The organism is Oxynema mangrovii CENA135 (assembly GCF_016632315.1).
Classification (GTDB): domain Bacteria; phylum Cyanobacteriota; class Cyanobacteriia; order Cyanobacteriales; family Laspinemataceae; genus Oxynema; species Oxynema aestuarii.
In genome coordinates this window covers 40,286-60,787 of record NZ_JAEOXH010000004.1, presented here as the reverse complement: position 1 = coordinate 60,787, position 20,502 = coordinate 40,286, and the positions used below count along the sequence as shown (strand labels likewise).

Sequence of the window (20,502 nt, the reverse complement as noted above, 5' to 3'; positions counted from 1 at the left end):
TTTTGAATGCACGAAAAGATATTAATCGATCGCTGGATAAAAAGTGATTCTAAACTTTAAATGAATTGCATTGAAAAAATACAATTAATGCATCGCTCCCCGTCCGTTCCCAGAACGGCGATCGGCCTCGGCGGGAGGCGATCGTAACTTTTTTCAAAAAATCTGTTATTTTTGCTATCTTTTGACCCAAATTATGTCACAGTAAGATCACAAATAAAAACTGAATTGGAGAAAATCCCTATGAATGCGGAAGAACTAGCGCGGGAAAAACTGGCAGAACAAAGACTCCAACAAGAACACCAGCACGAATCGATGACCCGTCGCGCCAATCAAGAGATTCATCAATCCAGTCAAGGAAATACCGATGAAGAAGCGCGGGAATTGTTAGTCGAACAACGACGACACGAAGAACATCAGCACGAAACCATGAACGCTCGTGCAGTGAAGTAACGCGATTCTTACAATCGGAAAAAGCGTGTAAAAAGCGGGCGAAATGTCCGCTTTTTCACTTTTTGTAAGACCTGAAAAGAGTAAAAATACTTATTCTCTCCCTCAAGTTTCTGTTAATTTTTCGCATTCCCGTTGGGTGACTTCGTGACGGTAGCGAAACATGTCCCGAAGTCGAGATTCGACCCACCAACCCAATAATAATTCGCTCCACCATCCCCCCGGAATTGCATATTCAATCGCATCGGTGAGTCGAGTTTTCCCATTTTCCGCACTAAATTCGTGGCGGTGCATCCAAAATTCCATCGGTCCGCTTTGTTGTTCGTCCACAAACAGGCGGTGGGTTTCGCAGGCGGTATGACGTGCGACCCAGCGAACGGGAAACGGACCGAGAAAAATCAGAAATTCCGAGATCGACCCGACCTCCAACCCGCGATCGCGCCGCACGACCCGCACGGGCTGCCACGGAGGCGTTAAAATATCTAAAATATCGGGACGTTCGTGGAATTGCCAGACCGTCTCTACCGAAGCATTAATTAAAGACGAATACTCGAAATGCAGCATAATTGTAGTATAAGTTTTATGGTTATGTTTTAGGGTTATGTTTCGGGTCGGTAGAACTTGTCAAACTTATCCGTTAACCCGAGGCGATCGCTCGTTCTCACATCAGCCAGAATCCCCCCCATTAACACCCTCCAATTAACAATTGCAATAAAACTCATAAACGGTTAACTTTCCGGTGCGCTATCGATCTCGATATCGAGGGTATCTTCATCGATACGAACATATAAAATATTCGGCTGACAGCAAACTTGACAGTCTTCTACATAAGATTGATGGGTTCCGGCGCTGAAGTCGATAAACGTCGCATTCGATTCGCCGCAGTACGCGCAACAATATTCGGCGGTATTGTCCATTTTTATAACAGTAGAGAGGTCTTTTACCATTTTAACGGGTTAAAAGTCCTCAAGGGAATGAATGCGATCGCCGCTTGCATCCCCATCAACAACCGCACCGATGAGAAAAATTGTTACTCTGTAATCTTTCACCCTTGATTATTCGCGGTGGTGACTGTTAATCACAGGCTCTTCCTGTAGCAAGTTATTCCCTTCGTAAATACTCAAGCTCAATCCGGTAACGATGTAAGTATAGTCCCCATTTTCGACGACATAACCCGTTCCTTCTTCCGTATAAGTGTACAACGGGCCGATCGCTTCAGCTTCCGAACCTTTAGCGATTCCATAATACCAAATTTCGTTATTGCTATCGTAGCAAAGGTGTATGAAAAAATTCTTCGTCTCAAAATATCCTTCAACTCTCATTTCGCGATTGCCACAAAATTGTCTAGCACGCCTTACCGATTCTGAATGGACTTGTTTGTTTAGACTGCTATTTTGTTTTAAATTCAGTTCTACCCCACGAACGACAGAGGTTAAGAAAAGTAAGGTCACCGAACTTAGGAGTAAAACGATCGAAGATTTTGCAGCTTTCATGGCTTAATGAGGGGTCTGACCCTTCATGTAGATGACTCTTTCGTTGTAACACCTTCTTTTCAGAATGTCCATTATAAGAATTGAGGAGAAGATGACGATTCCGATCGGTTCGGGGATCGAGGAATTCGTCGATCGGACAAAGCCAATGACGGATGAATTTAGCTCGATGGAATCGTCAAATTAAAATATATAGCTTCCTCTGTTATCGTTCCCCTCGTCATAGCTAAATTAGGGAAGCTTTGTAGAAGCGGGAAAATAACGACTCGCGTCGTCGAGATGTTTTTTCAAGGTTGCTACAGGTAACGGACCGTCAAGATGATTCCAGGGGAGGATTTGGTTTAAATCCCAGTTCTCGCTAACGTAAAAGTCGAGGTCTGGGAGTTGTCCGTGCAATTGTTTAAATGCACGGCGATAACTCCCGAGAGAATCGCCATAATGACGGACTAATTCTAACAAGTGGGAGACGCGCCGATCGCCTCGCGAAATCAAGGCTTGAATCACGGACCAGTTATAACTTTCAGGACGAAAATCGATCTTTAACCGTCCCAATTCTTTTTGTAATTTCTTCAAGCGCTTTTTCGCCTCGGAGTTGACCCCAAACCATTGAAACGGCGTGTGCGCTTTAGGGACAAAAGTGCTGCATCCGAGGGTCAGTTGCAAACCCGGCGCGGCTTTTTTGAGCGATCGCATCATCTCGACCGTCGCTTCTAAATCTTCGGCTTCTTCTCCTGGAATTCCCGCCATTCCATAGAGTTTTAAGCCTTTCAATCCTCCGGCTTTGGCGTTAATGGCGGCGTCGATGATTTCCGAGTTTTCCAGTTTTTTATTAATAATTTTTCGCACGCGATCGCTGCCACTTTCGACGGCGATCGTGAGGGATTTCGTCCCCCGTCGCGCGAGAGTTCGTGCGAGTTGTTCGGTGACCGTATTCGTGCGGACGGACGCAATACTGAGGCGCACGTCGTCAAATTGGGGCTGACAGAGATAGTCGAGTAAGTGAGAAAACTCCGGATGTTGGGTGACCGACGCGCCGAGTAAGCCGATACGCCGGGTGACGGTCAATCCACGTTCGATCGCCGGAATGAGAGAAGCATCGACACTGGCGGTTCTAAACGGCAAAGTGAGGTAACTGGCGAGACAAAAACGGCACATTTCCGGACAACTGCGGACCACCTCGACCATAAAAATATCGGGCCAGGCGGCTTTTTCCGTGACCACGGGAGAGACGGACAGGGTATTTCCGCGATAGGTTTGCTTGGCGATGCGTTCGGGGATGTCAGGATCGACGGGTTCGATCGCCGCGATCGCACCGTCCGGGCGATCGTAGGTAACTTGATATAAACTAGGCACGTAAATGCCGGGAACTCGTGCTAAAGCGCGCAATTGACTGGCCCGATCGCGCGATCGCACGGTTTTGTAAGCTTCGACGAAAGCACCGAGGAGATTTTCGCCGTCGCCGAGGAGGATGAGGTCGAAAAAGTCGGCGAAGGGTTCGGGATTGGCGGTCAAGACCGGACCGCCGCCAAAAATTAGCGGATCTCCGGCGCCGCGATCGCTCGCACGAATGGGAATATTAAGAGATTCTAACAGACCGAGAATGTTGACATAATCTAATTCCCAAGATACGGAAAATCCGAATAATTCCGGGGTCGTCGGTAAAGGTTCGTGGAGGTCTAAAAAGAGGCGGGAAACGGCGACATCTTGACGACTGGCGAGGGTAGACCAGACAATTTGATAGCCGAGACTGGTAATTCCGATGCTGTAGTCGTTAGGAAAAGCATAGATAAGCTCAATCGCATCGGCGTCGGGAATGGCGGGAGTAAATAAAAGGCGTTCGGCATCAAAAGCGGTAGAAGTCACGGGCAATTTTAGAGGTAAAGGAACGGTACGATCGACACGAAAGTTTATCTATATTTTAGTTTAAGCCATAAGATTGTCGAAGCTAAAATAAAAGTAACAAAATTAGCGATAACTACGGGAGCATCGCCGACTAAAATACCGTAAACGATCCAGAGAAAGACGCCAGAGCAGAAAATCAAAAACATTTCTAAAGAAACGTCTTTAGCCGATTTACTTTTCCAGGTTTTAATGACTTGGGGAAGAAAAGAAATCGTCGTTAACGTTCCGGCGAGTAATCCGAGAAAAGTCACTATCATAAGCGAATAAAGAACGGCAGCTAGGGGTTATTTTAACAGGCTCGAAGTGAGTCGATGTGGGCGAAACTGGATCGAACAAATTTGTAGATTTTTCGATGAATTTTCTTTGAGAATTAGACTCGATCGCAGACCAAAAAGAGCGATCGAATGTCCACTGACCGATCGCCTCGTATCCAGTCGCCACTTGTCCCATTCCAAATAATATCCCTGCGGCGACTTGCGCGATCGCGATCGCGCCGAATGTAACTTGTCCAAAACTGAATAAAAAGCCGATCCCAAATTGAGCGATCGCGATCGCGCCGATGCCAAATTGTCCGATGGCGACGATACCTTTCGCCACTCGCAGACCGCCGCGACCGTTGCGACCGAAGGCAATATGAATTAACGGATACCCCCACAACGTCGTCTCAGATCGCCATTCAAATCCGGGACCTTTCCAATGGGATTGGGTCGGATAAGGCGCGCCACAATGGGGACAGGAGATCGCTTCCGTACTCACTTCTCGTTCGCATTCCCGGCAAGGTTTTAGAGTCATAAGATTTACTGTAGTGGAATTTTTGTCAATCGATCGTCGATCGGCTTAAAAAAATTAGTTTTTCACTTTAAAGTTATCTGAAAATTATATAGTAGTTTTAAATCCGTTGAATCCCATATCGATCTTAGCAATTCGCCAAATTTCTGTAGGGACACGGCATTGCCGTGTCCCTGAAACTGATAACTTTACACCCTATTTAGGGGTTAAAAACGCTTAAAAAGTGACTAAATTTTGACTAATTCTTCCGCGCGATCGCGCGATTGTTTCCCAATCGATATCCCGGTCAGTAGAGATACCAAATTCATGCCATTTCCGATGACACCGGGAACGCTGGGATACCCCGAACTAGCTCCCACAAAAAACAAATTTGGCAAGTCCGTCGTATATCCCAATCGATTTAAACCGACTTGTTGCGGGATTAACTTCGCGCCGTAAATATTGCCTTGGGGTTGACCTAAATAATATTCGCTCGTCGTCGGAGTCCCGTAGACTTTCAAACGAGCATATTTATCGACATCGGGAATTAAATCGCGAACGCTTTGCATTATTTTTTGATAAAATTCCCGTTTGAGCGATCGATATGCTTTGCGATCGCTGTCGTGCAGTTTTTCAAAGGGTTCGTAAGGACAAACGGTGGCAATTTCTAGTACGTGATGGCCTTCCGGTGCCATTCCCGGTTCGTCGGATTTGCACGTCGGAGAAGATAGGAAGATCCAGGGATGTTCGAGATTGCCTTCGAGTTGTTTTTGATATTCCCGATTGAGATTTCCCGTGGGATAATACCAAATATTCCAATTGCCAATGCCGTAAGCTTTAGGATCGAAACGTTCGTCTAAACCGAGGTAAATATTAAACGCACTGGCCGAATATTCGTAAGCGGTCAAGCGATGGCGTTCGCGATCGCTCAATCCGGTTCCATCGTGCATTAAAGAAACCGTCAGTTTCGGATCTAAATCGCTAATATAGCCTCGCGAAGCTTCGTAGCGAATTCCGGCGGCGATCGCCCCTTTGACTTCCCCATCGCGAACGTCAATATGTTCGACAGGATTGGACAGTAAAACCGCACTTCCCCCTTCACCAATAGCGTCAACAATAGTATCGACAAAGGCTTTGAAATGAGCTTTGGGATAGTAAGCGCCTTCGGAATAATTCCAAACGACGGCGGTATGACTCAAGAGGGCAATTTCGGCGGGAGGCAGGGCGTAATCGCCACTTTGTCCGGCTAAAATGGCTTGTAATTTCGGTGAAAGTCCGCAGCGATCGTAGAGGTCTTGTAACGTCCAATGACGGCGGCGGAATAAGTGCCAGTATTTCGGCAATTTTAACCAATCGGCGAGATGGCGATCGTACCAGTGAACCTCCCGACCGAGACGGCGAACTTCGGCATTGAATTGGGCGATTTCGTCGCAATAGTCATGAATGGCGGTGGCTTCTTCGGGGAATTCGGCGAGGAGGCGTCGGCGTAAGTTTTCCCAACCGAGGGGGATGGGAAAGTCGGCGTCTGGGGTGATGATGCGATCGATACAATCGGGGTCGAGGGAGTTAAACGCAATGGGGCGATCGATGTAGTTGAAAAAGCGATCGACCGTCTGACCCGGACCGCATTGATAAATGTAGTGAACGTCGGCGCAAAAACTATAATTTCCGTAGTCGAAGGTGTGGCAGCAACCGCCGGGTAAGTAATGTTTTTCTAAAACCGCGACGCGATAGCCTTGACGGGTGAGGCAAGCGGCGGCAGAGAGTCCGCCCAATCCGGCTCCAAAAATGATGTAATCGAAGGTTTCCATAAGTTTGAATCTCCAAAGAATGGCGGGTTAAGCTGAGTTGAGGTCATGGAAAATTAAAAGGAAAAATGAATAGTGAAAGTTTAACAAATTTGAACTGAAACGGTGGGCGATCGCCGGGAGGGAACGGGGGAGCGATCGCGCCGAGAGAGGGCGAATCAATGGGTTAAAAATAGGAACGATCGCCCTAACGCGGGAGAGATTGCAATCGTCCGGAAAGACCGAGACGCTGCTTGACCGTATTGCCGGGAACGGCCACTTGGCCACTAGGATCGAACGGTTTGGGTCGATCGCCGCGATCGCGGTCGAATTCGTCTCCCGGCGGGTCGCATTCGCCCGCTAAGACGCAATTCACGTAATTCCACCCATTAGTCACTCGTCCGAGGTGGTTGCGAAACCACTCGCCTTTTCCTTCTAAATCGGCGGGATTTTTAGCCGCTTCGAGTCCATCTCGATAGTGGGTTAAATCGGTCAAATCGCGGATTGCGTCTTCGCTGGGGGGTCGATTGGCGCGTTCGAGTTCTTGACGGTAGTTATCGAGTTTTTCCCATTTTTCGCGGGCGGAATCGACGCGATCGCGATACGTTTTCCACGTCGGTTCGCCATTGCCCCCGGATGCCAGGATTTGCGGTCGGGCGAGATCGCCCGAGGTCGTTTTCACTGAAATCGCGGCAAGTTTGGCGCCCGGGCGATCGCCGTAGTCCGTCCCTTCGGAAGACGCCACGATCCAGCCCGTATTTTCTACCGTCCACTCGTCCCCCGCTTGCGGACCGCTAAAGTGGAGGCGACGGAACCGCCAAATCGGCACAATTTCGCCGTCGGGAGAGACGAGGCGATCGTCTCCCGGGGTATCGTCGTAGGTCGTTTCGATGTGATAGTTGCCACTTTCAAATACAATAATCCGTCCTCGGGCGTCCCGTTGCAGGCGATAAGCCGCCGGACGCAACAGTTCGACCGTCGTGGTCGGATAACTTTGGGGATAGGTTCGCAGATAAAATCCGTCTCCGGCATAATTCCAGTTGCCCGGATCGATCGTGCGACTGTCTTTCCCCGTGGGGGCGACTCCAGTCAGAATCGCAATTCGTTCGAGGTCTTCGTAAGTCGCTTGGGCGTTGGTGAGGGTTTGGCGGATGTCGCGATAGAGATTGAGGGCGCGTTTGAGCGAATCCGGGATCAAGCGACCGATGAGGCGTCCGGCGATCGATTCGACGTCGATACTGAGGGCGGCGATTTCCGACGGTTCGAGTAACGGCGCGATTCGCACTTGAAAATCGAGGGGATATTGGCTGAAATTGGCGCCCGCTTCGATGCCCCAAATCAAGCGTTGGATATCTTGTTGGGAGATCTGCGCTTGCGCGAGCGATCGCTGTAAAATCGCCCGAATCAGTTCGGCCCGGTTACCTTCGAGGGTCGCGAGGAGATAGCCGTCCCCTTGGGTCGGGGCGTAAGTTCCGGCGTGCAGACAGTAACTTTGAACGGTGAAACGATAGTAACCGGGGGCGAACGCCAAGGAGGCATCGGCTGGGTCGGGAACGGTTCCGGGGAACTCGTCAAGCCAGTCGGCGATCGCCCGCGCGTCTTTAATGTTGGTGGTCACGGCTTTTTCCGGAGACCAATCCGGGAGTAAGTCGCCGATGGAGGTCGCGATCGCGCGATCGCTCGGAATTGAAAGGGAAAAGAGGGCGATCGCGGCGATCGCCATCTTGCGAAACGGTAATAACATCGGGCATTCCTCCTTATCCGATTGAGCAAAACCGCCGCTAACTAGCGAATGAACACGAAGCGTCATTCGCTAGTTAGCGGCGGACGGAGTTTGCGCGGGTTATCCTGATTCTCGATGTACTTCAGGAGAGTTTCGATGTTAGCCCGTCCTCCGGTCGTAATCAGGCCATAGGCCCGGTTCCAGAAGTAAGGCTTCCAGTAGAAGGGGCGTAGCTGCTGCGCAAACTCCTGGCGCATTTTTCGGGCTGATACCGACTTCAAGTTTTTCACAAAGTCAGAGAGCCTAACTGTGGGGTCAACCTCGAACAGCAGATGAACATGGTCAGGCTCCCCGCCAAACTCAATCAACTCTCCTCCCCACTTGACCAACAAATCGGTGAATATCACCTCCAGCCTGTCCAGCATCTCTGCACTCAGGCATTTATGCCGATACTTCATGGACAGAACTAAGTGATAGCACAGCCTGTAAGCGCTGTGATTTCTCGTCTTCAGGGTTACAAAATCCCGTTCCATGCTAAAATTACTTCATTATGAGTAAAGCTATTGTACGCACTAACAAATGGGGCTTGCAACCATCGCCAGAAGTGAGACTTCATCTCTTGGCCACGGTTGAAGAGTACCGGGCTTACTGCAAAGCTCTGAGCTATGTGGTCATGGGCCACTGGCCGGAACTGGTTGCAGCAAAAAGCTTCTGCGCGGCAGTGGAAAAGCTCATCCATCGCACCAGCAAGAATCCAAATCCGAAGTATCTCTATTTCGAGAAACGGTTCTACAAGTTCCCGTCCTACCTGCGTCGTGCCGCTATCGAGTTGGTGAAAGGACAGGTTTCGTCCTACCTGACTCGATACCGAGAATGGCACTCAGGCGTTCGGAAGCGTCGGGATGCTAAGCCACCTGCTTTTAATGTGGATGCCGAATGTTATCCGGCACTCTACAAAGGGCAGTTGGTGAAGTTCGACGTTCACCTGCTGGTGGCCTGGATTAAGGTTTGGAATGGCTCTGATTGGGTCTGGGCAGAAATTCCGATTGCCAGCAAACGGCATCGGCATCTAATCGGCTCCATCAAGTCTCCCTACCTAGTCATTTCCCAGAAGCACTGCCATCTGGCAGTACCCTTCGGAATCGTCCCGCCTAAGCGGGAAACTGATGTGGTGTGCGCTGTAGATGTGGGAATTAACACCCTGGCTACAGCCTCGATTGTTTGTCCAGACGGCACTGTATTGGCACGGAAGTTCATTCATCCGGCCTCTGACATAGACGAAGTCGCCGCAGCCGCTGGAACCTGCGTCCAGCGGAACGGCGACCGTCGAGACAAACAGGCCAACATCATCCGACAAAAGGCGCGAAAGACCAAAACGTTGCACCGTGGATTTGCTAGGGCGTGTCATCAATTATGTAGGTTGACAAAAGTGACCAAATGTGGAGGAAAGCGCCTGCGGACATTTAAGCCAGCCAAATCACGGATGCAGCCAGGTAAATGCCACCCAGGAAGTTCACCGAGCGCTTGTCATAACGAGTGGCAATCCCTCGATACTGTTTGAGCTTGGCAAAGAAGTTTTCCACCAGATGTCGGGTTTGATACAAGAATCGATCGTAATCGTGGGCTTGTTTTCGATTCTTTTTCGAGGGAATGACGACTTCAATCCCTCGCTCGTGCAACGGTTGTCTGACTCGTTCGTCGGCATCGTAAGCTTTATCCGCTAGCAGTGCCTGGACTTCCACTGATGGTAGCAACCGCTCGGCACCGACTAGATCGCTGGCCTGACCGGGAGTTAAAAAAAAGATATGGGATTCCCCAAAGCATCCACCACCGCATGAATTTTCGTACTCAACCCGCCTCGGCTACGACCGATATTTTCCTCTTCGGCTGAACTCCCTGATGCTCCAGCACTGTGCTGATGCGCTCGCACAATGGTGGAATCGATGGCAGCATATTCGTTATCGGCTTCCTCGCAGAGGACTTGGAAAACGCGCTCCCACACCCCAGTTTTTGACCAGCGAGTGAAGCGTGTGTGGACGACTCGAAAATCCCCAAAGCGTTCGGGAAGATCTCGCCAAGGAATCCCTGCTCGAAAGCGATACAACACGGCTTCGACGAATAAACGGTTATCTTTAGCTGTGACCCCAACTGTACCCGGACGACCCGGAAGCAGGTGTTCAATGCGTTGCCATTGGTCGTCTCGTAAAGCGTAACGCCGTTTCATCCCGGTTTTGAGCTATCTTGAGTGAACGGGTAGCAGGCTACACACATTTCACTATTTTTGTCAATTTTCTTAATTGATGACAGACCCTAAGACTCCGTACCGCAAGGCAAAAGGCATCAACGCCAACATTGCCCAGCAGGTATCTCGGCAAATCGTCAATTTTGCCCTGGAGCATGGAGCCAGTACGATCGTCTTTGAAAACCTGAAGGGCTGGCGTCCCAAAGGCGGCATGAAGCGGTCAAACCTGAAGCAGAGGTTTCATGGCTGGCTGCATCGCCGTCTGGTGTTACTGACACAGGAGAAGTTTCAGGAAGTTGGGGGTAAAACCGAGTATGTTTATGCTCGGGGTACGTCCTCTTGGGCTTTTGACGGCAGCGGCAAGGTGCGACGCTCTAAAACTCAGTACGAATTAGCGACATTCGCCAATGGGAAGCGGTACAACGCCGATCTGTCAGCAAGCTACAATATCGCGGCTCGATACTTGGCTTACAAACTGAAGCTGACCCGCCGAAAGGACGGGCAGGTAGCGAAAGGCCGAAGTTCCTGCGCTACACCGAGAATGCCGGTCACCCTCTCTCTGCTATGGGATTGGGAAGCCGCTTATGAACGCGAAGCGTCATGAGCGGAGCATTCACGAATACGACAGGATCGAGAATCTAGAATTTCGCGATCGCCCGATCTTTGGTTCCTACCTTCGGACGAGAAGGGGAGGCACCCTCCAGTCAAGCCCTACCGTCTTCTATCTATAAGATAGGACTACAATTTTTTATCTTTTTTTGATTTTTCCTCAATCCGATCCGGTTGCGATCTCGATGGCCGATAGCCGACGGCAACACCGAGTCACCGATGGGGGACTAGACGACACGACGACCCCAAATGAGACCCCTCGCTCCCGTTCGCGAATACGGGCGATCGCCCCGACGATCGGGGGCGAACTTATCCGAGATTCTCTTAGATCCAGTCTAGCTCAAGAATGTGAAAATCGCTCTCGTCGGGCAGGCGATCGCCCGGGGCTACGGTGGCGATCGCCGAGGGTGTGAGAAACTGGATCGAGGCGTCCGCGATTCTCTCCTGGTTAGCTCCTCACGATCGCCTCGATTCTAGGGAGAACCGCAACCCCGGCGGGAGCGATCGCTCGCACTCGGGGGATTTCCGAATCCTCAACGCGAGGAAAAGCAGTTATTTTCAATGCCAAACCGTCGAATCCGCAATGGGGTTTGGACGGATCTCTACACTGATAATCCCCAACCGTTTTTGTCAGGATGGAAGAAATCGGTCAAAGGCTACATTTATGAGCTATTCCATCCAATCCATCTATAACTGGTATCGCAATACCCTCCGCAATCCGAAATATCGCTGGTGGATTATTCTAGGAACCTTGGCTTATGTCTTGAGTCCGTTTGATATTTCGCCGGACTTCCTGCCAATTGTCGGACAAATTGACGATCTTGCGGTAATCAGTTTGCTCGTTGCCGAAGTCTCGCAAATGACGATGGACTACTTCAAATCTCGGCAAGGCGATCGCGACCGTCAGGGTTCTGACTTTGCCGTCAATGGCGAGAACGCGACGACCACGGTAGATGTAGAAGCCTCCGGCACTCCCGTTTCCGAGTTAGATTAATCGCGATCGCCCCAGGGGTTACCTTCGCAAAGACAGCCCGACTCCAGACCTAGGGAGTGGGGTTGTTTTTTAATGGCGAGTCCCCGTTGAGGGGACGATTTTCGATCGCCCCGGAGACGATCGCCCGGCGCGGTTCTTCGAGGGACGATCGTCGATTCAAAAGGGGCGATCGCCGGGTAAAAATTACAGTTTTTCGACCCACCGATCGATGATACGATGGCAGAGTTGAGATCGCTTTCCACGGCGATCGCCTCGTCTCGTCGATCCTTAACAATTGGATTGGCAAGCAACTCGACAATCGCCCGGTCTTGTTCGCTCCAAAAACCCCACAGCACGATTCTGCTGACTCCTTTGGAGTCGCTTCGCGATCGCCATTTCTCCTCCAGGCTCAACCCACCTATGAAATTTAGCGAACTGATAGCACAACTCGGCGATTTAGTCCTCGACAGTCGCCTCGACACCGCACAAGGGGATCCGGAGATTTCCGGAGTAGCGGCGATCGACGACGCCATCACCGCGAGTTTGAGTTATGTCGAAAGTGCCAAATTTGCCCCCCAAATCGCCACGACCCAAGCCAGTGCCTTAATTTTGCCCCCAGACGAAGGGATTCAGGCGCGGGCGAACGAGCGCGCTATCCCCTGGCTGAGTACCCGAGAACCCCGGCTCGCCTTTGCCCGGGCGATCGCCCTATTTTACCAACCCTTTCATCCCGAAAGCGAAATTCATCCGAGTGCCACCGTCGATCCGGAGGCGGAGATCGGCGAAGGGGTTTATATCGGACCGCACGTAACCGTCGGCGCCGGAGTCAAAATTGGCCATCGGGTCTGTTTGCACGCCAACACCGTGATTTATCCCGATGTCGAAATCGGCGATCGCGCGATCTTGCACGCCAACTGTACGATTCACGAACGCACGCGCATCGGCGCCGATTGTGTCATTCATAGTGGGGTCGTCATTGGCGGCGAAGGGTTCGGCTTCGTGGCGACAGACAACGGCTGGGTCAAAATGGAACAATCGGGATGCACGGTTTTAGAAGATGGGGTAGAAGTCGGCAGTAACAGCACCATCGACCGTCCCGCCGTCGGCGAAACCCGCATCGGTCGCCAGACGAAAATTGACAATTTAGTGCAAATCGGTCACGGCTGCCAGATCGGCGAAAATTGCGCGATCGCCGCCCAAGTCGGCTTGGCGGGAGGGGTTCGCGTGGGCGATCGGGTCATCCTCGCCGGACAGGTGGGCGTTTCCAACCAGGTGCGGATTGGGGACGGGGCGATCGCCTCGGCGAAATCGGGGATCCACAGCGATATCGCCCCCGGGGAGATCGTTTCGGGGTATCCGGCGATTAATAATAAACTTTGGTTGAAAGCGGTAGCCATTTACAATCGACTGCCGGAGATTTATCGATCGCTCAAGGACGTTCAACGTCAGTTGGAAAAAAATAGTAACAATTAAGCCATCGATCGCCCGGGCTGGAGAGTGGATAAGGGGCTAAAATCGGGCGATCGCGCGATAATTTTCCCCCTCGTAGAGCTCTAAGTCGCAATCGTTACGAGCGCGCCATTGCACCCCGGTCGCGATTTCGGTCTGTTTCCTCGGTAACAGTGGAAATGGAGCCGACGGTGTAGGGTTCCAATTCAGTGAAAAATAACCGACTTTCGAGCGCTTCTCGGTCCGGCGATCGTTCCGGGCGATCGGTCTCGTCCCGACGATCGATGGGGCATGGAAATCGTGAAATCGATCGGCGATCGTGGAATAAGGTTTAATGTTGAGAGTCAAAGATTTGAGCGGGTCTGCTCCGATCGAAATCCGGCGAGCGGCGAACGCGCGATCGCGATCTTTTCTTGGCAAGAACCCTCCCCCTTCGTCCTCGATTTCGAGGCGCCGGGAATCCGACGATCGGCGCGGCGACTTGAAATCGAGTCCCCACCGGGTTCGAGCGATCTAAGCTCGATTTAAGCGATCGAATTGCCCCAGATCGTCCCGACTTTTTTAAAGAACAAGCGCCCCATCCCTATCCAAGTTTGTCAATATCCAAAGATCGGTTTTAGTTCTTCCCCGTCGCCGCCGACCTCGGCGATCGCCTCGCCATCCCCGACCCCCCCATTTTCGGTTCCGCTTGTCCCTTGTTCGCACCTAAAATTGGGCAATCCGATCTCAACGGGTAAGGTTTAGATCTCTTAAAAATCTGCCCGATTGAGGGGATTTTGAAGCGGCGCGATCGCCCATTCCCGAGGAGTGCGGCTCCAAAAGCAACCGACCTCCCATAGAGTGCCGAAGCGTCGCCCGGGTCGCCGCCAACGCTGACAAAAAAACGGCTTTTCCCCTAGTCAATGCATGAAAATTTCTTATCGTTTTTATTCCCGGGCGATCGGCGCGGGTTTGGCACTGTAAGGTATAGAAGACCGACAAGGGTAGGGGTTACGACCGCCGCGATCGTATCGGAGCGCCCGGGAATAAAATTATTTTCCCTCCCTCAATCTTTTTTTCTAGGTAAGAGAGTCCTACTCCGAGGCCCAACCCACGATCGCGCCTCATTATAATAGTGCGGATTTCCCACGGGCGCGCTGCAAAAACACAATCGAGTCCGATTCGACGGGAAAATTTTTCCCAAAATTTCCCCGACCTGCGCCCTCAAAGGTCCAATTTTGATTAAATTATGTTGACTATCGATCGAAATTAAGAAAAAGACTTGTCAAAATCCATCAATTTAAGGATATATTTTTATAAGGCCGAGTACAAACATGAGCCTAGATTTCCTATCATAGAGATCGAAGGATATTTTGCAAAGCGATGAGTGAAACAGCTACAAGCCCCCTGACGGGAAAAGCGCTACTTCAAAAAATAAAAGAACTCTCGCACTTACCCCGGAGAGAAACTGCAAAGCGCTGCGGATACTACACGACAACAAGAAATAACCAGACCCGCGTAAATCTAACGGATTTTTATGATGCGGTTCTGGCTGCTCGCGGCATTCCTCTGAGTCCTGAAGGGACAAAAGATGGTCGCGGTCGCGAGCCGACCTATCGGGTAAGCGTCCACAAAAATGGTCAAATCGTCATCGGTTCCACTTACACTCATGCGATGGGATTAAAACCCGGCGATGAGTTTGAAATTAAGTTGGGCTACAAACACATTCACCTGATCCAGGTGGGTGCGGATAAAAATGGCTCCGACCTCGATGACGACGAACTGTTAGAAGACGAAGAATAAGCAAAAAGTCGCCGGATCGGGGAAGGAAAGCGGCGGGCGATCGCCCTTCCTCCCCAGTTCGCGATTCGACTATGCCAAAAAATCGCTGACAGGCGATCGCTGTCGCCTGGCATACCATCGAACGGTAATTGCACTTCAATTCCCGAAAAGGCTTTTACCGTTAACCGATTTCCCACTCATATTCTCGGCAGCCAATTTGTCGAGAAATGAGGGGGTTATTTTATGGGAAAGTCAGGATGGGGAAGGGAAGGGAGCAGACGAAAGCGAAAAATTCCTGGGACAGACATCGGGTTCGCGTCTCCAGAGACGGGAATCGGGAGTGGGGTGCGGGAAATCGGGTCACCACAAAGCCGATCTACCCGCTTCCGTAGAAAGCAACCCCCTCCATCGGAAATCTAAAATTTAAGCTAAACTCCCTCAGATCTGCCAACAACGAGCATCGATTAGGGAGATTGAGAAGCAGAAGGCTCGATCGCCTCTACAGACACGGAAGGGAGCGCACTCGGATCGTGAGCCGTCGCGGAGTGAACCGTAGACGAGAGGGTGCCGAGGCTTTGAGCTAAAAGGGTTTGTTGCTCTAAATGTTGGGTAGAAGAGAGCAAATCGCTCAAACTTTCGATCAAATTGCGGATATTTTCCCGTAACGTCGGATCTCCGGTGAGTTCGTCGAGATCCGACGTGATTTTTTGGGCATTTTGGAAAGTAGCGCGAGCCGAATCGAGAGTTTGTTGCAGCAGCAAGAGATTGGTGGGGGTTCCGACCGCCGAGGAAAACTCGCGCAGGGCCGCAGAGGCTTCGGCAGCATTGGCCGACACTTCGGCGGCATTATTGGCGAGGGTATTGAGATTGTCGAATAACGTGCCAAAATTGCCGCCTCCGATTTGACCTTCTACATTGGCTAAGGTCGGGGCGATCGCCGCGATCGTCTGGCGGACTTGCTCGCTGGTTTGATTGAGATTGTTGAGGGTCGAAACGAGGGTGCCGCGATTGCTGGCCACGAGAGAATTAACATTAGAAACGAGGCGGTAGACCTCCACCGTGGTCAAATTGAGGCGGTTGGCAGAGGTGCCGATATCGTCGGCGATCGCCCCAAATTGACGGGCCGCACCGCCGATTTCGCCGACCGAGGTGCCGATTTCATCGGCGATCGAACCGAACTCCCCCGCCGCATTGCCGATTTGACGGGCCGCCGTGGCGATCGCCAGCGCCGATTGATTGGTCGAACTCGAAACCGCCGTCAATTCTTTTTGGACGGACTGACTGAGGACGTTGATTTGTCGGGTGAGTTGGGTCACTTCGGCACTCGCTGCCGTCGTATTTTGGACCAGAGAATTAAGGTTATTAAAAAAGGCCGGATCGCTAAACAAGCGCGTAAAACGAATCGATCCGCGTACCAATTCGTCAAAACTAACGCCAATTTGCCCTTTGAGGCGATCGCGAGCGCAGACGATTTCATCGGAATTGCATTGAGCATCCAACGGTTTTGGCGCATTCGCCGAGCGGGTGGGCACGGGTTTGAGGGGCGTAATATCGACCACCGTTTCGCCAATTAACCCCCCTTGATTGGCTTCGATCAGGACTTCTGAAGGCATCACCAAATCCGGCGGCGAAATCGTCAGTTCGACTTCAACCCCATTCGTTCCCGGTTGAATCGAGCTGATTCTACCGACCTTGACCCCGCGATAACGAACCGAGGCCCCCTCTTGCATTCCGACGACATTGGCAAACTCGACTAAAATCCGGTAACTTTGCGGGCCGAGGGTCACCCCTTTCAACCACAAGACAATCCCGCCAAATAAACCCAAAGCGCCGAGAATTAACAACCCGACCGATCCTTCTCTGAGTGTTCGCGATCGCATAATTTCTCCTGATAGTCATTTCACGTTCGTCTGCCCCCCAAGCTCGACATCCACCCAAAACACCACCCGCAAATTCTCCGGGTTCGGCAGGGGTGACCTCACGACTCCCCCACCATCGAGTCAGCCAAAAGCTTGAATCGGGCCGTCAATACTGCCACTAAAAAATTGCTGGACAGCTTGATGATCCGTGCTTTGGCTGTCGGCGACGCTGCCTTCCCACTCTATCTTTCCCCCGTACAGAAAAATGATACGGTCTGAAGTCCGGCGAATGGTGCTTTGTTGGTGGGTAACCATCACGTAGGTACTGCACCCCCCTTGAGCGGCTTGTAAGTCGCGGATCAAATCTTCGATCACCGTCGAGGCGATCGGATCTAATCCGGCGGTGGGTTCGTCGTAGAGTAAGACTTCCGGGCTGGCTTTGGGATCCTCGGGATTGGCCATAATGGCTCGGGCAAAACTCACCCGCTTTCGCATCCCGCCGGAGAGTTCCGCCGGGTAAAGAGTGCCAATTCCGGGCAATCCTACCATTTCTAATTTTTCACTGACGAGTTGGCGAATGCGACGCCGAGGTAATTTAGAATGCTGGTAAAGGAGAAATCCAACATTTTCATCGACGGTGAGCGAGTCGAATAACGCGGCATTTTGAAAGACCATCCCGATCCCGATCGGATCGGCAAGGTCATCTACCCATCCTTGGCGGCGCTCGCCTTGAATGTAAACTTCTCCTTCGTCGGGAGCGAGCAAGCCTGCGATAATTCGCAAGATTGTCGATTTTCCGGTTCCCGACGGCCCGATGATCGAAAGGGCTTCACAAGGATAAATGGAGAGATCGACGCGATCGAGGATGACGTTATTGCCAAAGGCTTTAGAGATTCCCTTGAGTTGGATTAACGGTTCGGTCATGAGCTGTATTTTTGGGAGGCGATCGCTGGCTCGGGTTTTTTAGATTCTAGATTTTAGATTCTAAATAGTTAAGGGATGCGATCGCCCATCCTGAAAGGAAACCCCAAGATCGGTATAGAAGTCTGAGGTCTTAAGGCTCGCCGCCGGGGCGATCGCCCCGTGCCCATTTGCCGAGTCTGTTGCCGCGAACCAACTTCTGGAGTGGACGACGGCGATCGGCCAAAATTTCAAGATGACTCCCCACCCCATAACACAGACGATTGATAGAAGCCCTGGGTGTTCGATAAGCTATGGACGGTTTGGGCGATCGCTGTTCTCAATCAGTCGGATGCAGTATATCTTGGTAGGGAATAATTACTAGACACTGGCGCAGGCCCTCTAGGCAAATGGCCGAACGATCGGAACTATCCATCGTCTTTTTGCTACTACCGGATTTCCCGTTCGCCGTCCGACTGGAATCCACGCCGTAATTTTGAGATCGATCTGGCGGACGTTCGATCCCCCATCACTGTATCGAGCCTATGTTTATTGCTCTACTCAAACAAGCTTTATTTGCGTTTAAGCGAGATTCCCAAGTTGGCCGTACCCGGGTGAACCAGTGGTTTAAATGGCTCGCTCCCGGGTTATTTGTCAAGCGTTGGGTTCTCATCAGTGCGGGTGGGGTCTTTTTGGCCTTCTTGGGATTGTCAATTTGGATTAAATTGACCCCGATTTATTACGGGATTCAGTTAATCGAGACCTTTTTAGCCACAATTACCAATCTCGTTCCCAGTTATATTAGCGGTCCGCTCGTTATGCTCGGCGGCATCGTTTTGATTTTGTGGGGACAAACCCGCACCGTCGGCTCGATTACAGAAGTATTGCGTCCGGGAAGCGATCGCGAACTGGTAGACGTACTGATCGACCACCGCCGCCTCAGTCGCGGCCCGAGGATCGTGGCGATCGGTGGCGGGACGGGGCTTTCAACCTTATTGCGCGGGTTGAAACAATATAGCGCCAATATTACGGCGATCGTCACCGTCGCCGACGATGGCGGCTCTTCCGGGCGCCTGCGTCGCGAAAATCGCGTGTTGCCGCCGGGAGATATCCGCAACTGTTTGGCGGCGCTGGCGGCGGAAGAGAAGTTATTGACGGAGTTATTTCAATATCGTTTTAGAGCCGGAGAAGGACTGACCGGACATAGTTTCGGAAATTTATTTCTGACGGCCATGATGGATATTACCGGAGATTTGGAACGGGCGGCGGCGGCGAGTTCCCAAGTGTTGGCCATACGCGGTCAGGTGCTACCCGCGACCCTTTGTGACGTTCATTTATGGGCCGAATTGGCAGACGGTCGCAAAATCGAAGGCGAATCGCGCATTAGCGAAGCTGGGGGCAATATTGTCAAAATTGGTTGCATTCCCGGCAATCCCCCGGCTTTACCGAAAGCGGTGCAGGCCATTCGCGAGGCGGATTTGATTATTATGGGACCCGGAAGCCTCTATACGAGCGTGATTCCCAATTTGTTAGTACCGGAAATTGCGGAGGCGATCGCCTGTCGGGACGTTCCTAAAATTTACGTGTGTAACATCATGACTCAACCGGGGGAAACCCAAGGGTATACGGTCGCGGATCACGTCAAGGCGATCGATCGCGCCTGCGGTCGTCCTCTGTTCGATTCGGTTTTGGCTCAGAGTCAAGTCCCGTCCGCTCAAGCCCTGATTCGCTACGCTCAAGATAATTCCCATCCGGTATTTCTCGATCGCGAAGATTTGGCCAAGTTGGGCCGTCAGGTCGTCGTCGCTAATGTTATGGATGAAGATCCGAAAACGGGTTACGTCCGCCATAATTCCCAATTCTTGGGACGAGTCTTGTTACGTTGGTATGCCCGGGTTCAGGGGATAGCGAGTAAAGAGTAAAGCATCGGGAATACGGACTAGCAACGCGGTCACAACGGACGTGTTACGGTGTCGAGCTAAAATCTCAAATCTCAAATCTCAAATCCCCTCTCCTACTCCCTTGTCTTGCCTCTAAAAAGCGATGAATCCAGACGTTAGAAAGCACAAAAAATCTGAATTGTGGTTGGCGGATGCAGAGGCGACGCGATCGCTGGGCAAGCGCTTGGGCGAACGGTGTCCGGCGGGTACGGTAATTTTGCTCGAAGGCGATCTGGGTGCGGGCAAAACAACCCTCGTTCAAGGGATTGGAGAAGGGTTGGGAATCGATGAGGCGATCGTCAGTCCGACGTTTACCTTGATTGTGGAATATCTCGACGGTCGCCTGCCACTGTACCACCTCGATTTATATCGTTTGGAACCGAAAGATATTCCGAGTTTGAATTTAGAAAGTTATTGGGAAGGGATCGAGGTCGAACCAGGGATCGTGGCGATCGAATGGTCGGCCCGATTGCCTTATCTCCCTTCCGACTATTTGCGGATTGCCCTCACCCACTGCGATCGCGGCAGATCGGCCACCATTGAGAGGGTTGGGGATTGGGAAGAGATAATCTGAGGAAGTTGGGATTTTAGATTTTAGATTGAGAGAGATCGCAGGCGGGCTCGTCTTCGCGATCGCCGCCGAAGGGTACCC

Annotated in this window: 23 protein-coding genes; 8 read left to right on the top strand and 15 right to left on the bottom strand. The window is 51.4% G+C overall.

Translation table 11 applies throughout. The annotated features are described in order from the left end of the window. The first annotated feature begins 240 nt into the window (after positions 1 to 240). A complete protein-coding gene (locus tag JJD41_RS23905) occupies positions 241 to 450 on the top strand; it encodes a hypothetical protein (protein WP_200670405.1) in 210 nt (69 codons plus the stop codon). Positions 451 to 552: 102 nt separating this feature from the next. Here JJD41_RS23905 and JJD41_RS23900 read toward each other — a convergent pair whose 3' ends face one another. From JJD41_RS23900 to tnpA, 9 genes are all read right to left on the bottom strand, one after another. Next, positions 553 to 1,011 (bottom strand): SRPBCC family protein, encoded by a 459-nt coding sequence (locus JJD41_RS23900; protein WP_200670404.1) that lies wholly within the window; start codon positions 1,009 to 1,011, stop codon positions 553 to 555. Positions 1,012 to 1,175: 164 nt separating this feature from the next. Continuing rightward, positions 1,176 to 1,364 carry a CPXCG motif-containing cysteine-rich protein gene (locus JJD41_RS23895; protein WP_168571773.1) on the bottom strand — a complete coding sequence of 63 codons (189 nt, stop codon included), beginning with the start codon at positions 1,362 to 1,364 and terminating at the stop codon, positions 1,176 to 1,178. Between the two features lie 138 nt (positions 1,365 to 1,502). Beyond that, complete coding sequence (locus JJD41_RS25145) at positions 1,503 to 1,769, bottom strand: hypothetical protein (RefSeq protein WP_234489150.1); 267 nt, start codon at positions 1,767 to 1,769, stop codon at positions 1,503 to 1,505. A 399-nt stretch (positions 1,770 to 2,168) separates the two neighbouring features. Further along, positions 2,169 to 3,800, bottom strand: coding sequence for a B12-binding domain-containing radical SAM protein (locus JJD41_RS23885; RefSeq protein WP_200670401.1), 1,632 nt, complete (start codon positions 3,798 to 3,800; stop codon positions 2,169 to 2,171). 44 nt (positions 3,801 to 3,844) lie between these two features. Continuing rightward, positions 3,845 to 4,096 (bottom strand): SemiSWEET transporter, encoded by a 252-nt coding sequence (locus JJD41_RS23880; RefSeq protein WP_200670399.1) that lies wholly within the window; start codon positions 4,094 to 4,096, stop codon positions 3,845 to 3,847. Beyond that, a complete protein-coding gene (locus tag JJD41_RS23875; RefSeq protein WP_200670397.1) occupies positions 4,026 to 4,631 on the bottom strand; it encodes a hypothetical protein in 606 nt (201 codons plus the stop codon). The genes JJD41_RS23880 and JJD41_RS23875 overlap by 71 nt, the downstream gene beginning before the upstream one ends. A 224-nt stretch (positions 4,632 to 4,855) precedes the next feature. Next, entirely contained in the window at positions 4,856 to 6,418 is a 1,563-nt protein-coding gene (locus JJD41_RS23870; RefSeq protein WP_200670395.1) for a phytoene desaturase family protein, read from the bottom strand. 184 nt (positions 6,419 to 6,602) lie between these two features. After that, the gene (locus tag JJD41_RS23865) at positions 6,603 to 8,138 is read right to left on the bottom strand and encodes a hypothetical protein (RefSeq protein WP_200670393.1); all 1,536 of its coding nucleotides are present in this window, start codon (positions 8,136 to 8,138) and stop codon (positions 6,603 to 6,605) included. A 62-nt stretch (positions 8,139 to 8,200) separates the two neighbouring features. Continuing rightward, positions 8,201 to 8,650: an IS200/IS605 family transposase gene (gene tnpA / locus JJD41_RS23860; protein WP_200670391.1), complete on the bottom strand. Its 450-nt coding sequence runs from the start codon at positions 8,648 to 8,650 to the stop codon at positions 8,201 to 8,203. A gap of 17 nt (positions 8,651 to 8,667) precedes the next feature. On the opposite strand from tnpA, the gene JJD41_RS23855 reads away from it, so the two are divergent. Then, positions 8,668 to 9,678, top strand: a complete 1,011-nt coding sequence (locus tag JJD41_RS23855; RefSeq protein ID WP_200670389.1) for a transposase — start codon at positions 8,668 to 8,670, stop codon at positions 9,676 to 9,678. On the opposite strand, the gene JJD41_RS23850 is transcribed toward JJD41_RS23855, so the two are convergent. Then, positions 9,581 to 10,341 (bottom strand): IS5 family transposase gene (locus JJD41_RS23850; protein WP_200664346.1). Its coding sequence is split into 2 segments (ribosomal slippage): positions 9,581 to 9,915 and positions 9,915 to 10,341, totalling 762 coding nucleotides; the frame shifts between segments, so codons are not numbered across the junction. The two genes, JJD41_RS23855 and JJD41_RS23850, sit on opposite strands and share 98 nt — an antisense overlap. Positions 10,342 to 10,417: 76 nt before the next feature. Between JJD41_RS23850 and JJD41_RS23845 the strand changes: the two genes are divergently transcribed. Both JJD41_RS23845 and JJD41_RS23840 read left to right on the top strand, forming a co-directional pair. Next, complete coding sequence (locus tag JJD41_RS23845) at positions 10,418 to 10,963, top strand: IS200/IS605 family accessory protein TnpB-related protein (RefSeq protein WP_200670387.1); 546 nt, start codon at positions 10,418 to 10,420, stop codon at positions 10,961 to 10,963. Positions 10,964 to 11,632: 669 nt separating this feature from the next. Next, on the top strand, positions 11,633 to 11,962 hold the full coding sequence (locus JJD41_RS23840; protein ID WP_200670385.1) for a YkvA family protein: 330 nt from the start codon (positions 11,633 to 11,635) through the stop codon (positions 11,960 to 11,962). Here the strand turns inward: JJD41_RS23840 and JJD41_RS23835 are convergent. Then, positions 11,959 to 12,297 (bottom strand): hypothetical protein, encoded by a 339-nt coding sequence (locus tag JJD41_RS23835; RefSeq protein ID WP_200670383.1) that lies wholly within the window; start codon positions 12,295 to 12,297, stop codon positions 11,959 to 11,961. The two genes, JJD41_RS23840 and JJD41_RS23835, sit on opposite strands and share 4 nt — an antisense overlap. A 64-nt stretch (positions 12,298 to 12,361) precedes the next feature. Between JJD41_RS23835 and lpxD the strand changes: the two genes are divergently transcribed. Continuing rightward, the gene (gene lpxD, locus JJD41_RS23830) at positions 12,362 to 13,414 is read left to right on the top strand and encodes a UDP-3-O-(3-hydroxymyristoyl)glucosamine N-acyltransferase (protein ID WP_200670381.1); all 1,053 of its coding nucleotides are present in this window, start codon (positions 12,362 to 12,364) and stop codon (positions 13,412 to 13,414) included. 36 nt (positions 13,415 to 13,450) lie between these two features. Here lpxD and JJD41_RS23825 read toward each other — a convergent pair whose 3' ends face one another. Both JJD41_RS23825 and JJD41_RS25520 read right to left on the bottom strand, forming a co-directional pair. Beyond that, a complete protein-coding gene (locus JJD41_RS23825) occupies positions 13,451 to 13,810 on the bottom strand; it encodes a hypothetical protein (RefSeq protein ID WP_200670379.1) in 360 nt (119 codons plus the stop codon). Between the two features lie 176 nt (positions 13,811 to 13,986). Next, a complete protein-coding gene (locus tag JJD41_RS25520; protein WP_255547434.1) occupies positions 13,987 to 14,109 on the bottom strand; it encodes a hypothetical protein in 123 nt (40 codons plus the stop codon). 643 nt (positions 14,110 to 14,752) lie between these two features. Here JJD41_RS25520 and JJD41_RS23820 point away from each other — a divergent pair. Then, a complete protein-coding gene (locus tag JJD41_RS23820) occupies positions 14,753 to 15,172 on the top strand; it encodes an AbrB family transcriptional regulator (protein ID WP_168568369.1) in 420 nt (139 codons plus the stop codon). A gap of 443 nt (positions 15,173 to 15,615) precedes the next feature. On the opposite strand, the gene JJD41_RS23815 is transcribed toward JJD41_RS23820, so the two are convergent. Together JJD41_RS23815 and JJD41_RS23810 are read right to left on the bottom strand one after the other, a co-directional pair. After that, positions 15,616 to 17,031 carry an MlaD family protein gene (locus JJD41_RS23815; RefSeq protein ID WP_200670377.1) on the bottom strand — a complete coding sequence of 472 codons (1,416 nt, stop codon included), beginning with the start codon at positions 17,029 to 17,031 and terminating at the stop codon, positions 15,616 to 15,618. Positions 17,032 to 17,151: 120 nt separating this feature from the next. Next, positions 17,152 to 17,934, bottom strand: a complete 783-nt coding sequence (locus JJD41_RS23810; protein WP_200670375.1) for an ABC transporter ATP-binding protein — start codon at positions 17,932 to 17,934, stop codon at positions 17,152 to 17,154. Between the two features lie 521 nt (positions 17,935 to 18,455). On the opposite strand from JJD41_RS23810, the gene JJD41_RS23805 reads away from it, so the two are divergent. Together JJD41_RS23805 and tsaE are read left to right on the top strand one after the other, a co-directional pair. Beyond that, positions 18,456 to 19,832: a gluconeogenesis factor YvcK family protein gene (locus JJD41_RS23805; RefSeq protein ID WP_200670373.1), complete on the top strand. Its 1,377-nt coding sequence runs from the start codon at positions 18,456 to 18,458 to the stop codon at positions 19,830 to 19,832. A 121-nt stretch (positions 19,833 to 19,953) separates the two neighbouring features. After that, positions 19,954 to 20,424: a tRNA (adenosine(37)-N6)-threonylcarbamoyltransferase complex ATPase subunit type 1 TsaE gene (tsaE, locus tag JJD41_RS23800; protein ID WP_200670370.1), complete on the top strand. Its 471-nt coding sequence runs from the start codon at positions 19,954 to 19,956 to the stop codon at positions 20,422 to 20,424. The last annotated feature ends 78 nt before the right edge of the window (positions 20,425 to 20,502 follow it).